The 14,042-nt window shown below is 57.4% G+C and carries 12 protein-coding genes; 6 read left to right on the top strand and 6 right to left on the bottom strand.

Annotated features, from left to right (window positions below):
- Positions 1-8 precede the first annotated feature (8 nt).
- From ntrX to dusB, 5 genes are all read right to left on the bottom strand, one after another.
- Entirely contained in the window at positions 9-1,418 is a 1,410-nt protein-coding gene (ntrX, locus tag AC2FLG_RS10110) for a nitrogen assimilation response regulator NtrX (protein ID WP_496675862.1), read from the bottom strand.
- Positions 1,415-3,703: a sensor histidine kinase NtrY-like gene (locus AC2FLG_RS10105; protein ID WP_271947352.1), complete on the bottom strand. Its 2,289-nt coding sequence runs from the start codon at positions 3,701-3,703 to the stop codon at positions 1,415-1,417. Before AC2FLG_RS10105 ends, ntrX begins: the two co-directional genes overlap by 4 nt.
- Before the next feature lie 99 nt (positions 3,704-3,802).
- On the bottom strand, positions 3,803-5,170 hold the full coding sequence (locus AC2FLG_RS10100) for a response regulator (RefSeq protein WP_282021919.1): 1,368 nt from the start codon (positions 5,168-5,170) through the stop codon (positions 3,803-3,805).
- A 42-nt stretch (positions 5,171-5,212) separates the two neighbouring features.
- The gene (locus tag AC2FLG_RS10095; RefSeq protein WP_282021918.1) at positions 5,213-6,280 is read right to left on the bottom strand and encodes a two-component system sensor histidine kinase NtrB; all 1,068 of its coding nucleotides are present in this window, start codon (positions 6,278-6,280) and stop codon (positions 5,213-5,215) included.
- On the bottom strand, positions 6,277-7,260 hold the full coding sequence (gene dusB, locus AC2FLG_RS10090) for a tRNA dihydrouridine synthase DusB (RefSeq protein ID WP_496706054.1): 984 nt from the start codon (positions 7,258-7,260) through the stop codon (positions 6,277-6,279). The genes AC2FLG_RS10095 and dusB overlap by 4 nt, the downstream gene beginning before the upstream one ends.
- A 184-nt stretch (positions 7,261-7,444) precedes the next feature.
- Here dusB and AC2FLG_RS10085 point away from each other — a divergent pair, with 184 nt between their 5' ends.
- The 6 genes from AC2FLG_RS10085 to AC2FLG_RS10060 all read left to right on the top strand — a co-directional run bounded on the left by AC2FLG_RS10085 (position 7,445) and on the right by AC2FLG_RS10060 (position 13,399).
- Positions 7,445-8,575, top strand: a complete 1,131-nt coding sequence (locus AC2FLG_RS10085; protein WP_496706052.1) for a bifunctional 2-C-methyl-D-erythritol 4-phosphate cytidylyltransferase/2-C-methyl-D-erythritol 2,4-cyclodiphosphate synthase — start codon at positions 7,445-7,447, stop codon at positions 8,573-8,575.
- Positions 8,572-9,069, top strand: a complete 498-nt coding sequence (locus tag AC2FLG_RS10080) for a phosphatidylglycerophosphatase A family protein (RefSeq protein ID WP_142633508.1) — start codon at positions 8,572-8,574, stop codon at positions 9,067-9,069. Before AC2FLG_RS10085 ends, AC2FLG_RS10080 begins: the two co-directional genes overlap by 4 nt.
- On the top strand, positions 9,066-9,545 hold the full coding sequence (locus AC2FLG_RS10075) for a CinA family protein (RefSeq protein WP_496695626.1): 480 nt from the start codon (positions 9,066-9,068) through the stop codon (positions 9,543-9,545). Before AC2FLG_RS10080 ends, AC2FLG_RS10075 begins: the two co-directional genes overlap by 4 nt.
- Positions 9,546-9,693: 148 nt before the next feature.
- Positions 9,694-10,875 carry an ammonium transporter gene (locus tag AC2FLG_RS10070; RefSeq protein WP_496706051.1) on the top strand — a complete coding sequence of 394 codons (1,182 nt, stop codon included), beginning with the start codon at positions 9,694-9,696 and terminating at the stop codon, positions 10,873-10,875.
- Between the two features lie 127 nt (positions 10,876-11,002).
- Positions 11,003-11,683 carry an orotate phosphoribosyltransferase gene (locus AC2FLG_RS10065; protein ID WP_142633501.1) on the top strand — a complete coding sequence of 227 codons (681 nt, stop codon included), beginning with the start codon at positions 11,003-11,005 and terminating at the stop codon, positions 11,681-11,683.
- Between the two features lie 225 nt (positions 11,684-11,908).
- Entirely contained in the window at positions 11,909-13,399 is a 1,491-nt protein-coding gene (locus tag AC2FLG_RS10060; RefSeq protein ID WP_496706049.1) for a replicative DNA helicase, read from the top strand.
- Positions 13,400-13,402: 3 nt separating this feature from the next.
- Here the strand turns inward: AC2FLG_RS10060 and AC2FLG_RS10055 are convergent, their stop codons facing one another.
- Positions 13,403-13,945, bottom strand: a complete 543-nt coding sequence (locus AC2FLG_RS10055; protein ID WP_496706047.1) for a GNAT family N-acetyltransferase — start codon at positions 13,943-13,945, stop codon at positions 13,403-13,405.
- Between the last annotated feature and the right edge of the window lie 97 nt (positions 13,946-14,042).

The raw sequence follows: 14,042 nt of genomic DNA, 5'->3' as shown, positions 1-14,042 counted from the left end.
CCGGCGGATCACTCCGCCGGTTCAGCCTCGTCCAGTTGCGCGATCCGCGCCCCCGATTTGTTCGAGGTCACTACGCCCAGAGATTTCAACTTACGATGAAGCGCGCTGCGTTCCATGCCGACAAAGCTGGCGGTGCGGCTGATATTGCCCCCGAACCGGTTGATCTGGGTCAGCAGATATTCACGCTCGAACGCCTCGCGAGCTTCGCGCAACGGCAGGGTCGCCAATGCCCCTGACAGAACGACGCGTCCCGATTCATCGGCTTTTTCTTCTTCGTTTGGCAGCTCACGCGCTTCGATCGGGCCCGTACCGTCACCCAGAATGAGCACCCGTTCGATCAGGTTCTTAAGCTGACGCACATTGCCCGGCCAGGTCATGGTCTGCAGCAACGCGACAGCTTCGTCTGAAATCTCGCGCACCGGCAGGCCCTGGGATTCATTGCACATTTCAATAAAAAACTCGGCAAGAACCGGAATATCCTCGCGCCGATCTTCCAGCGAAGGCACCGAAATAGGCACAACATTCAGACGATGGTAAAGTTCTTCCCGAAAACGATCAGCGGCGATTTCTGCATCAAGGTCACGATTGGTCGAAGAGATCACCCGCAGGTCGACCCGGACCTTGTCGGTACCTCCAACCCGTTGAAACTGTTGATCAACCAGAACCCGCAGGATTTTTGACTGGGTTCCCATGGGCATATCTGCCACTTCATCAAAGTAGACGACGCCACCATGGGCCTCTTCCAACAGGCCTGCCTCAACCCCGCGTTCGGTGGTTTCACGGCCGAACAGAACCTCTTCAACGCGCTCCGGCTCGATCCCGGCACAGTTCACGGTCACGAAGGGCGCATTTGCCCGGTTCGATTCTGCATGGATATAGCGCGCGGCGATTTCCTTGCCTGAACCGGCAGGGCCTGTCAGCATCACACGCCCGTTGGACTTGGTAACCTTGTCCAGTTGGCTCTGCATTGCCCGGAACGAGGCCGATTTGCCGATCATATCCGAGCTTGTGACCTCTTTCCGCTTTAGCGAGGCGTTTTCGCGGCGCAGGCGCGAGGTTTCCATCGCGCGGCGGATCACAACCATCAGCTGGTCGATGTTAAAGGGCTTTTCGATAAAGTCATACGCCCCCTGCTTGATCGCAGCGACAGCGATTTCGATATTCCCGTGGCCCGAAATGATCACCACCGGAATGTCTGGGTTGTCGCGCTTTACAGTCTTCAGAATATCAATCCCGTCCATCCGGCTGTCTTTCAGCCAGATATCCAGGATCAAAAGCCCCGGGGGTTCGGAATTGATGGCTGCCATACACTCGTCCGAGTTGCCAGCCAGCCGGGTGGAATAGCCTTCGTCCTCGAGAATATCGGACACAAGCTCGCGAATATCACGCTCGTCATCTACAATCAGAATGTCGCTCATCTTTGGCCTGCTTTCAGTTTGTTTGTATCAATTGCCTGCTTTTTCGGCGCTGAATTTGAGGAAGTATTGCTCCCGGGCAAACGGATCACGGCCATTGCGCCAAAATGGTCCTGTCCGTCAAATACGGGGGCGTCCTCAAGTGTCAGCACCCCGCCATGTTCTTCGATAATCTTTTTGACGATCGGCAGCCCCAACCCGGTGCCCTCGTCGCGTGTGGTCACGTAAGGCTCAAACAGCCGCGCACGATCTTCCGGCAAGCCGATACCGTTGTCGGCAATGGTAATTACTGTGCCCGCATCGTCGCCGATCACAGTAACCTTGATCTGAGGCTTGAGGTTCTCAGGTGCCCCTTTTTGTTTCAGCGTTTCAATCGCTTCGCCTGCATTCTTGATCAGGTTGGTCAGCGCCTGATTCAGCATTGTTGCGTCTACATCACCTGAAATCGGCTGATCTGGAAGCATCGCTTCGATTTCGACATCCGGCTGACCGGCTTGCTGCAAAAGAACAGCCTCGCGCACCAACCCCACCAGATTCTCTTCGTGCCGATCCGGTTCCGGCATGCGCGCAAACTTTGAAAATTCATCCACGATCCGCCGCAGGTCATTCGTCTGGCGAACGATCACATCAGTCATGGATACAAGGATATCGCAATCATCCTCATCCAGTTTGGACGAAAACTTTCGTTTGATCCGCTCGGCGCTCAGCTGGATCGGGGTCAAGGGGTTCTTGATCTCATGCGCGATGCGGCGCGCCACATCACCCCAGGCTGCCATTCGCTGTGCACTGACCAGATCGGTCACGTCGTCAAAGGCAACCACATATCCTTCAAGCCCGCCATCTTCGCCGCGGCGGATCGCCATGCGGACCAACAGGTTTTCCAAATGGCCTTTTCGCGTGACTTTGATTTCACCCTGCACAGCCTCTTGCCCGCTGTCCTTGAGGCTTTCGAACAAAGGCATGAATTCGGGCACCGCAATGCCAATGGCAAGATGTTCCTCTCCACGGGACCAATCCAACAGGCGTTCGGCGGATCGATTCACAAACGTCACGCAACCATCGGGGTCGACACCAACAACACCGGATGTGACCGAGGTCAGAACCGAGTCGAACAGCCGACGCCGGCGTTCGATCTGCCGTGTGTTCTCCAAAAGGGTATCGCGCTGCCCTTTCAACTGTCGGGTCATCTGATTGAAATAACGGCCCAGCATCGCAATTTCGTCATCGGTGGCTTCTTCGATAACCTGAACGCCCAGATCGCCTGCCCCGACACGCTGCGCAGCGGTGGTCAGGCGTCCAACCGGGCGCGAGAGACGCTCGGCGAACCACATTCCCAGCGACACTGCAGCCAGGATCAGGATCACGGCAAAACCCAGATAAAGCAGGCCGAATTCAAACAAAACCCGTCCGCGTTCACTTTCAAGCTGTTGATAGAACTGAACTGTTTCCTTGGTATCGTCCAGCAGCGTCAGCAACTGCCCGTCCACTTCCCGGCTGACATAGAGATACCGATCAAGATAAGCCTTCAAAGGCACAAGCGCCCTGAATTCACTGTTTTGCCAATCGGCAATGATCAGCAATTCATTCTCAGTCGCTTGGGCCATCTGTTCAGAGGTCGGCTTTTCGAAGTTGAACAGATAAGAGCGATCCCCCCGGGATCGGATTTCACCATTTCCATCAATGACATAGGCCTCACGCAGACCGCGCTGGATTTGCGCCTGCCCTTGCGCCAGAACCTCTCGCAGTTCAGCATCGGAAATATAGAAATCACGCGTCCGGGCATTGTCCAGAAAAAGCGCTAATACGACGGCGTCCTGCGTCAGGCCCTCTCGGTGTTCCTGTTCATAAGCTTCCGCAGCAGTAAGCGAGGATCCGACAACCTGCCTTACGCGGTCGGAAAACCAGCCCTCAAGACCAATATTCACCGTCAGACCGGCAAAGATTGCAACCGTGACAGTCGGCACCAGAGCCAACAGTGTGAAGGCTCCGATCAGTCGCAGGTGCAAACGGGACCCCGCGGATTTGGCCCGGCGTGCTGCGATCAGGTTGCCTACCTGACCCAGAACCAGCGCCGCAACCACGAGAACATAGACCAGATCCGCAAGCAGGATCAGGCGCAATGAGGGCGCGGTTGCCCCCAGATCGAATGGACCAATGACCAGATAAGTGGTCAAAGCCAGCACCGGGCCCAGCAAAACCAGACCCAAAGTTCCAAAATTGCGCAGCCTTCGGGATTTTCGCCACCGATTGACTGATAAAATCAGCCCGCTCTGTGCTCGGGTTGCCACCGTCTGCCCTCATCCTGATGTGCCGCTTGCGCGACTTACCGCCATATGTCGTGGTCGTTGCCCGGTCGAAACCCGGATGCCACGCTTTGTGTGGCGATATTACATCAGTTTGCGCCGCCGTGTCACCTGAATATCGAGCTCTGTTATCTTTTTGCGCAGCGTATTCCGGTTAATCCCTAGAAGATCAGCACATTTTGCCTGATTTCCCCCGGTCGCATCCAGGGCCAGTTCAATCAAAGGCGCCTCAACCTCACGCAAAATACGCTGATATAGACCCGGAGGTGGCAACATATTTCCATGTAGATCGAAATAGCGGCGCAGGTGGCGTTCGACCGAAGCCGAGAGCTTTTCGCGTTCTCCATTGCCTAGCACCGGCTCGGCTTCGGGTTGGCTGCCTAGCACCGACTCGACCTCGGTTTTGGAGATTTCATCGGCGCGGCTGGTCAGGCTCAATCGACGGACCGCATTTTCAAGCTGCCGTACATTTCCGGGCCAGGAATAGCGCCGTACCAGCTCGACCGCATCCGGACTGAACCAGCGTTTCGCGCCATGTTCGCGTTCTTCACGCGCCAGAAAATGATCGGCAAGCAAGGTGATATCATCGACCCTTTCGCGAAGGGCCGGAACATGCACTGTCGCACCGCAAAGGCGATAATACAGGTCTTGCCGGACGCGCCCGTTCTCCATGGCTTCGGTCAGGTCCGATTGGCTCGTAGCCATGAACCGAGGAACATGATCGCCTGGAGTGTCCATCATCCGAACGAGACGCGCCTGTAATTCGTCATCAATATCCGCGATCTCGTCGATAAGCAGCGTACCGCCCCGCACCCGTGCCATGACGCGCGCCGGGCCTTCAAGATCCAGCAGGTCGGCGGCAGTGGCCGTTACAAATGGCAGCGTCCTGCGATCGGAAAAATCATGTATCGCTTTGGCGATCAACGACTTGCCCGTTCCACTCTCGCCCGAAATCATGACCGACAGATCGGTATTCATCACCCGCGCCACCAAGCGATACAGCGCCTGCATCACTGGTGTCCGCCCCACCAGAGGCAGCTCTTCCGGACGCTCTTGGGACGTGTTACCGGCATCTGACGGCGTGCGCTGTTTCTGTTCCAGCGCGCGCGCGGTACGCTTCATCAAATCCGGCAGGTCGAAGGGTTTCGGCAGATAGTCATAAGCTTCCGCCTCGGCTGCCTGGATGGCCGTCATGATCGTGTTTTGCGCCGAAATCACGATGACCGGTAATCCCGGTCGGTCCTGTGCGATTTTTGGCAACATCTCGAGCCCATTGCCATCCGGCATAACTACATCGGATATGACCACGTCGCCTTTGCCCTCGGCCACCCAACGCATCAAAGTGGTCAACGACGAGGTTGCATGCACCTTACACCCAGCGCGTGTCAGGGCCTGTGTCAGAACGGTCCGAATTGTGCGGTCGTCATCTGCAACCAGTACTGTTCCATCCATCAGGTGCTTTCCTTATTCTTGCTCTTTCCGGCGATTTATTGACTATTTCGCGTCACGCGGCGCGCGCCTCAGAGAGATGCGAAATTCCGTTCGTCCCGGAACCGACTCGGCCGAAATCCAGCCGTCGTGGTCCGAAATGATCTTGCTGACCAGCGCCAGCCCCAGGCCGGTGCCGTTTTCCTTGCCCGACACAAACGGGTCGAATATCTCGCCCCGAATCTTCTCCGGCAGACCGGGGCCGTCATCGGTCACTTCGATTTGCAGTGGCAGAGAATGACCTGACCCGTCGCTGCGTCGCAGGCGGAAAGAATGTTCAAAATACGTCCTTAAACGTATGGTTCCCCCTTTAGGGTCAGCGGCTTCCGAGGCATTCTTTAACAAATTCAAGATGACCTGCAGAAACTGATCCGGGTCGCCATAAGCAAGTGGCAACGACGGGTCGTAATCCTCGATGATCGTCATATGGGCACCGAAACCCAACAGGGCCGACCGCCGTGCCCGATCCAGCACGTCATGTATGTTGACCGGTTTGAAATCGGGCTCAGAGAGATTTCCGAATTGTTCAACCTGCTCCAACAGTTTTACGATACGGCGACTCTCTTCGACAATAAGATCTGTTAATTCAAGGTCTTGCTGCGAGATATTCATGCTGAGAAGCTGCGCCGCGCCGGTAATTCCTGCCAAAGGGTTCTTAATTTCATGCGCAAGCATCTCGGCCATGCCGATCGCCGATTGCGCAGCAGATTTCACCGTGTTTCCACGGGTCATACGCCCAGCAAGTTCACGCGGTGTGATGATCATGATCATTGACCCCGGATGCCCGACAAGCGGCGCGATCTGAAGCGCACATTGCAACGGCGCGCGGTTGCCTGACCCTACATCCACATCGTTCACAAATAGTGGCGTACCTTGATGACGCGCTCTCAGAAACGCTTCTTCTAATGGAGCGTCCACGGCAATCTGATCCCAGACGGGATGCCCGATCACGGATTTGCGCGAGGCATTCAGGAACCCTTCACCGGCGGAGTTTATGTCTGCGATCCGGTCATCTGCATCTATGACAAAGGCAGGAACGGGCAGCGAGGTCCAGATGCTGTGATCCGAGGTCATGCCGCCTCCTCTGCATCACTGCCAAGTGCAACACTCAGCAGGTGCATCACCTCATCCGTGTTGCGCGATGTCAGCACCGCCCGGCGCAACGGGGCCGGTGTTCCAGCCTCATCCATATACCAGCCGAGATGCTTGCGAGCGACGCGCAGGCCCAGATCCAAACCATAAAACCCCAGCATGGCCTGATAATGGGCACGAACCATGTCGATCAAATCACAACCAGCGGGAATGACTGGCGCCTCTGCCCCGTATAACTCATGCCCCATCTGCGCCAGTAGCCACGGTTTACCCTGTGCCCCACGCCCAACCATGACCCCATCGGCGGCGGACTGATCCAGCGCTATGCGTGCAGCGCCAGAATCAACAATGTCACCATTCGCAATCACCGGAATCGAGACCGCTTCTTTGACCGCCCGGATTGCGCTCCAATCGGCATGCCCTTTGTAGAACTGGCAACGTGTGCGGCCATGGATCGTGACCATTCGTATCCCAGCATCCTGCGCCCGCCTTGCCACATCGGGCGCGTTCAGCAATTTGTCATCCCATCCCAACCGGGTTTTCAGCGTCACGGGCACGTCCACGGCGCTGACAACGGCGTCGATCAATGTCAGCGCGTGGTCAGGTGTCTTCAGTAGGGCCGAGCCCGAATATCCATTTGTCACCTTCTTGGCCGGGCAGCCCATATTGATATCAATCACGCGCGCACCCCGATCAGCGACCTGGCGGGCCGCCTCGGCCATCCAATACGCCTCGCGTCCGGCAAGCTGGACAGCAGTGTTTTCCACATCCGCAGACAGCTCGGCCCGTTCGCGCACACCGGGTTTGGCCTGCACCATTTCCTGGCTGGCCACCATCTCACTGACGACCATCCCGGCCCCAAAGCGCATCACCAGATCGCGAAACGGACGATCAGTGATTCCGGCCATGGGCGCCAGTAGTACGGGCGGGTTCAAATCTTTGTCGGCAAGTCGCAGAGTCAACGTGCTTAATCCTTGAGCAGTTGCAGCTTTGATATCGAATTGAGTGCATATGAACAACAAAACCGCTATGAACAAGCATGCAAAATCATCGTTTGCCTATTTTTTAAGCAGATGAAACCGAGTGATTGCCTCTGCTTTCACCGCACCCTAAACATTGCCCTTAACTCGTCGGAGAGCACGACACATGACGACCGCAGCTATCATTGTCGCCGCAGGACGCGGTCAACGCGCCGGAGGCGGCACGCCAAAACAGTGGCGCCATCTGGCAGGTCGTCGAGTGGCCGACTGGACCATCGACCGATTCCGCGGGCAAGTCGATCACATCGTCCTTGTGCTGTCGAAGGAGGATGCCCCCGCCTGGGAAGAATTTGAAAGCGCCGATCTGATCCTCGCGGAAGGCGAGTCAGACAGAGCAGGATCGGTGCGCAGCGGGTTGTCGGCGTTGAACGGCATGAATGTGACCCGCGTCTTGATCCACGATGTCGCACGTCCTTGTGTCAGCACCGAGATCATTGATGCCGTTCTGGCCGCTCTGGACAATTTCCCCGGTGCCGCACCTGGCCTTGCGGTGACGGACGCCTTGTGGACAGCAAGCGACACTATGGTCACTGGCACGCAGGATCGATCCGGGTTGCATGCAGCGCAAACCCCGCAGGGCTTTCACTATGACGCAATCGTCGCTGCCCACACCGCGCATCCCGGAGGTTCAGCGGATGACGTGGAAGTCGCGCGCGCCGCCGGGCTGGACGTCTGCATCGTGCCGGGCGATACGGACAACCTGAAAATCACCCGACCCGAGGATTTTGCCAGGGCGGAACGCATATTGGGAACGGATATGGATGTAAGGCTGGGGAATGGCTACGACGTGCATCGTTTTGGTGACGGGGATCACGTATTCCTGTGCGGTATCAAAGTTCCGCATAACCGATCGCTTCAGGGCCATTCTGATGCGGATGTCGGTATGCACGCAGTCACCGATGCGATTTACGGAGCATTGGCACAAGGGGATATCGGACAGCACTTTCCGCCCTCAGATCCCCAATGGAAAGGCGCGGCAAGCGAAATTTTCCTGCGCCACGCGGTCGAGTTGGCCGGGCAGATGGGATATCGTATCTCGAATGTCGACTGCACGCTGGTCTGCGAATACCCCAAGGTCGGGCCTCACGCCGCGGCCATGCGGGCAGAGATGGCGAAGATCATGGAATTGCGCCAGGATCAGATTTCGGTCAAGGCCACAACCTCCGAGCGTTTGGGTTTTACCGGGCGTGGTGAAGGAATTGCTTCTATTGCAACAGCTTGTTTGGTGAAATCATGACCGTTGCACAGCTGATTGGCACTGTTTGTGGCGTCGGATATCTGCGACCCGCCCCCGGCACCTGGGGGTCTTTGGTTGCCCTGCCCTTGGTATGGGTTCTGCATACTCTGGGCGGCTTCCCCTTACTGGCGGTCGCGACAGTCGCGGTGTTTTTCGGCGGTCTGTGGGCCACGCGGGTGATGACCGCCGGGCAAGAAGACCACGACCCTTCCGAGATTGTAATTGACGAGGTCGCAGGTCAGTTCCTCGCACTTTGGGCGATATCCTATCCCAGTTGGGCGCACGGGATCGACATTACAGCGCTGTGGCCAGGTTGGGTAACTGGGTTTGTACTGTTCCGCCTGTTCGACATCCTGAAACCCGGCCCCGTGGGTTGGGCCGACCGGCGCGGCGATCCGATGGGCGTTATGCTGGACGATGTGATTGCCGGGGTATTCGCGGCCATAGGCATCATGTTGGCCGCCGGGTTCAGCCACGGAGTTCTGGGGTTGTGACCGTTTCCGACCTGCTAGAAAGCGCCAAAGCGAAAGGGGTGATGATCACCACCGCCGAAAGCTGCACTGGCGGGATGGTCGCTGCGGCTCTAACCGACATCCCCGGCAGCTCTGCGGTCGTTGAGCGCGGTTTTGTGACCTACACAAATACTGCCAAACAGCAAATGTTGGGTGTCCGCAAGGAATCATTGGATGCCCATGGCGCGGTTTCTGAACAGGTCGCGCGCGAAATGGCCGAGGGTGCCTTGCGGAATTCACAGGCGCATCTGGCAGTGTCGGTTACCGGCATTGCAGGCCCGGGCGGGTCCGAGTTTAAACCCGAAGGCCGGGTATGTTTTGGTGTGGCCGGTGACGGCATCCCACCCATGACAGAAACCGTCGAATTCGGCGCATTGGGCCGCGATCGGGTGCGCCGCGCTGCGCGGGATCACGCGCTGGCACTGCTGTCAAAGGCACTTTTCAGCACTGCCCAATAATCGGGCATGCTCGACAATTTGACGCCCAATTAATCAACTCTTCAAAAAAGGCCCCTGAAATAGGCTGCTTTTTTGGGCTCTGCCTCTTTTTTCCCCAGTCGCAATCCGCTTCAAGCCCCGCCACGCATTCTGAAAAGGAGAGTGGCTGATGAATGGAGCCGATACCGCCTGGATCATAGTAGCAACCGCACTGGTCCTGTTCATGACACTTCCGGGCCTGGCCCTCTTCTATGGCGGCCTTGTACGCGCCCGCAACGTGCTGAGCGTGTTCATGCACTGCTTTAGCATCGCCTGCTTGATGAGCATTCTCTGGCTGGTCGCAGGATATTCCATCGCCTTCGGCCCCGGTGAAAGCGGGATTTGGGGTGGGTTGGGCAAGGCCTTTCTGAATGGTGTTGATGCCGACAGCTTGGCCGGCACCCTGCCCGAAATTCTGTTCTTTGCCTTCCAGATGACCTTTGCCATTATCACCCCCGCCCTGATCGTCGGTGCTTATGTCGAGCGGGTTGGCTTTGGCTTTGTTCTGACCTTCTCTGCCCTGTGGATGCTGCTGTGTTATGCGCCCGTGGTCCATTGGATATGGGGCGGCGGAATGCTGAGCGATGGCGGCATTTTTGGCGAGACAGGTGTGCGAGATTTCGCCGGTGGCATCGTGGTGCATGAAACGGCAGGTCTGGCCGCTTTGATCATTGCTGTCGTACTCGGCCCGCGCCTTCACCGCACAACGCCCCCGCATAATCCAGGCTATGTCATGATCGGCGCTGCGATGCTGTGGGTCGGCTGGTTCGGCTTCAACGGCGGCTCGCAACTGGCTGCAGATGGCGGTGCCGCGATGGCTATGACCGTGACGCATCTGTCGGCGGCGACTGCATCCCTGACCTGGGCTTTGTGGGAGAGAATCCGCTTTGGCAAAGCCTCGATGGTGGGTCTTGTGACCGGGACCATCGCTGGTCTGGCCTCGATCACCCCGGCGTCGGGCTTTGTCGGCCCGGTTCAGGCGCTGATCATCGGCGGCGTGGCGGGCATCCTGTGTCAGGAAGCGGTCTTTATCATCCGCAACAAGCTGAACATCGACGACACGCTTGATGTGTTTGCGGTGCATGGCGTTGGCGGCATCTTTGGCACAATCATGATCGCCCTGTTCGGCATGGGTACCTGGACCGCACAGCTGGGCGGTCTGGCAATCGTGGGTACCTTTACCGCGGTGGTGACCTTTGTGTTGATCAAGCTGGTCTCAGCCATCACGCCGCTGCGTGTGGATGCCGAGACCGAGACCAACGGCCTTGACCTGTCGGTCCACGGCGAACGCGCCTATGACATGAGCAGCTAAGCGCATCACTTTGTGCAAGCTGACAGCGGGCCCCATTCGGGCCCGCTTTTCTTTTGCCTGCCCTCTCGACTCTGACGGCGGCAGCAGGCTATCAGCCCCGAAGGTTTTTCAGCTCAGAGGTCCCGCCATGATCCCCAGTTCCTTTCCCGACAGCACCGAAATCGCCCGTCTGACCGCGCGGATGCTACTGGAGATCAAGGCCGTTCACTTCAATTCGCGCGAGCCGTTCACATTGGCCAGCGGCCTGCCCAGCCCGACCTATATCGACTGTCGCAAGCTGATCTCTTACCCGCGCATCCGGTCGACCCTGATGGATTTCCTGACCGTCACAGTGATGCGGGATGCGGGTTTTGAAGCGTTCGACAATATCGCTGGCGGCGAAACTGCGGGCATTCCCTTTGCCGCGATGGTCGCTGAACGCATGGCCCTGCCGATGACATATGTGCGTAAAAAGCCCAAAGGCTATGGCCGCAACGCCCGGATCGAAGGCGCGATGAACGAGGGTGAGCGTGTGTTGCTGGTTGAGGATCTGACCACCGATGGCGGATCCAAACTGTCCTTCGTTGATGCGATCCGCGAAACCGGCGCGACCTGCGGGCATACGGCGGTGATTTTCTATTATGGCATCTTTCCGGAAACCGAGAAAACTCTGGGCGATCATGGGGTGAAACTGCATTCGCTGTGCACCTGGTGGGATGTTCTGGCCGAGGCCAAAGCACAGAAAGCCTTTGATACGGAAACACTTGACGGTGTCGAAGCCTTCCTGAACGACCCGCGCGGCTGGCAAGAGGCCAATAAACCTTCCTAAACCTGTTGTGGATGGATTGGGGATAAGCGCCAAAGAATCGGCTGAGCATATACGATATCTGGTGACTTTTCCCCGCTTTCCTACATAATAGGCCAAGCACACCACATCGTCCAAACTGTCTGGAAAGTTATCCCTAGGCCTTACCCCCAGTTAGCCACAGGTATTTCCAGATAGCTTGCAATGGCGTTTCGCGTATAGAACCTCGGGACGGGCAGCGGGGACAAAATGAACGAGATAAGCAGCATCGAGCAGGCAGCGGCACAGATCCAAAACGCCGATACCATGCCGCATTCTATTGAGGCTGAACAACAGCTTCTGGGTGCGATCCTGACCAATAATGATCTGTATGATCGGGTCGCCTCGATCATCGGGGCCGAGCATTTCTATGATCCGGTTCATGCGCGTATTTACGAGGTCGCCTCGACCCGTATCGCCAAGAATGCGCTGGCCTCGCCCGTCACGCTGAAATCTTTCATGGCCGAGGATGAAGGCCTGAAGGAACTGGGCGGTCCGGCCTATCTGGTCAAGCTGGCCGGGGCCTCGATCAGCGCCTTTGCGGTGCATGACTATGCCCAGATGATCTATGATCTTGCCATCCGGCGCGAGTTGATCCGGCTTGGCCGCGATATCTCGGACAAGGCGGCGCGGGTCGATGTGGCGAGCGAGCCCAAGGAACAGATCGTCGAGGCTGAACAGCAGTTGTATCAGCTGTCTGAACAAGGCCAGACTGAACAGGGGTTTCAATCCTTCCTCAAGGCGGTCACCGAGGCTGTCAACGTCACCAACGAGGCCTATCAGCGCGGTGGTGGAATGGCCGGGATTTCCACCGGTCTGACCGATTTGGACAAGCAGTTGGGTGGCTTGCACCCGTCAGACCTGATCATTCTGGCCGGGCGTCCGTCGATGGGGAAAACCTCATTGGCGACAAACGTGGCGTTCAACGTGGCCAAAGCGTACAAGCGCGGGCTGAAACCCGACGGCACCGAAGGCGCGATTGACGGCGGCGTTGTCGGGTTCTTCTCATTGGAAATGAGCGCCGAGCAGTTGGCGGGCCGGGTTCTGGCCGAAGCCTCGGAAATCTCGAGCCACAAGATCCGCCAGGGTGACATGACCGAGGGTGAGTTTCGCCGCTTTGTTGATGCAGCCAAGGAGTTGGAAGCCTGCCCGCTGTTCATTGACGACACCCCGGCACTACCGATTTCACAGCTCGCCGCGCGTGCACGGCGGTTGAAGCGGACCCATGGATTGGACCTGCTGGTGATCGATTATCTGCAGCTGTGTCGCGGCATGGCCGAAAACCGCGTCAACGAAATCGCTGAGATTTCGATGGGCATGAAAGCCATTGCCAAGGAACTGAACATCCCGGTCATCGCATTGTCTCAGCTATCCCGGCAGGTTGAAAACCGAGACGACAAGCGCCCTCAACTGTCCGACCTGCGGGAATCAGGCTCGATCGAACAGGATGCCGACGTGGTGATGTTCGTGTTCCGCGAGGAATACTACAAAGAACGGGAAAAGCCCGGCGATCATGAGTTGGAGAAGATGGAAGAGTGGAAGCAGGCCATGGAACGCCTGCACGCCAAGGCCGAAGTGATCGTTGGCAAACAGCGCCACGGCCCCATCGGTACGGTCGAGCTGTCCTTCGAAGCACAGTTCACGCGCTTTGGGAACCTCGTCAAACCCTGGCAGCAGGACGGTCAGATCGAAGGCTACTGACCGTCACCAAAGGTCGGGCCGGTCAAATGCACTGACACAGCGTGACGGCCCCACCATTGGATCAGCCTGTGAACCAGACAGAGATTGCCCTAGCCATCCGATCGGCTGGCTAAGCGGCATTGGCGGCTGCGCGAATGCCTCAGAAATGGGCAGGAAACCGGTTTTGCCGTAATATGACGGATCTCCGTAGGTTATTGCAAAATCGACGCCTTGGGCCCGCAGTTGGTCCAGACCAAAGGTGATCAGCTTCTGCCCGACCCCACCCTGTTGCCGATCCGTCCGCACGGCCACGGGCGACATCAGAAACACCCGTCGCGGATCCTGATCAAAGGTCAGGCGCGAGAACATGATACATCCCAGAAGATCGCCCCCATCAGTCGCAACACATCCCTGCAGATCCTGATCGGGCTCGGTTTTCAGCAATTCCCTGATCAAAGATTGAATGGCCTGTCCTTCCTCGCCCCCCTCTGAGGCAGAGAACACATCGTAAAAGAAATCAGGCAACCTACTGCTCTGGTTTTTGTACCCAAACGAGAGTTCAATCATGTTTTCATCCCAACAGGCCCCTTTGGGCATTAGTGAACGATCACCTTGACCCGATCATGGTTGACCACGATGTGCGCACAATAGTGATTTGGCGCCC

Source organism: Ruegeria sp. CDSA193 (assembly GCF_059611885.1).
This window is presented reverse-complemented; position numbering and strand designations above follow the sequence as displayed.

What these genes read in the sequence shown, in the direction of transcription:
- ntrX (WP_496675862.1), bottom strand. Translation starts at nt 1,418, where the DNA reads ATGAGCGACATTCTGATTGTAGATGACGAGCGTGATATTCGCGAGCTT.
- AC2FLG_RS10100 (WP_282021919.1), bottom strand. Translation starts at nt 5,170, where the DNA reads ATGGATGGAACAGTACTGGTTGCAGATGACGACCGCACAATTCGGACC.
- AC2FLG_RS10095 (WP_282021918.1), bottom strand. Translation starts at nt 6,280, where the DNA reads ATGACCTCGGATCACAGCATCTGGACCTCGCTGCCCGTTCCTGCCTTT.
- AC2FLG_RS10085 (WP_496706052.1), top strand. Translation starts at nt 7,445, where the DNA reads ATGACGACCGCAGCTATCATTGTCGCCGCAGGACGCGGTCAACGCGCC.
- AC2FLG_RS10080 (WP_142633508.1), top strand. Translation starts at nt 8,572, where the DNA reads ATGACCGTTGCACAGCTGATTGGCACTGTTTGTGGCGTCGGATATCTG.
- AC2FLG_RS10070 (WP_496706051.1), top strand. Translation starts at nt 9,694, where the DNA reads ATGAATGGAGCCGATACCGCCTGGATCATAGTAGCAACCGCACTGGTC.
- AC2FLG_RS10065 (WP_142633501.1), top strand. Translation starts at nt 11,003, where the DNA reads ATGATCCCCAGTTCCTTTCCCGACAGCACCGAAATCGCCCGTCTGACC.
- AC2FLG_RS10060 (WP_496706049.1), top strand. Translation starts at nt 11,909, where the DNA reads ATGAACGAGATAAGCAGCATCGAGCAGGCAGCGGCACAGATCCAAAAC.
- AC2FLG_RS10055 (WP_496706047.1), bottom strand. Translation starts at nt 13,945, where the DNA reads ATGATTGAACTCTCGTTTGGGTACAAAAACCAGAGCAGTAGGTTGCCT.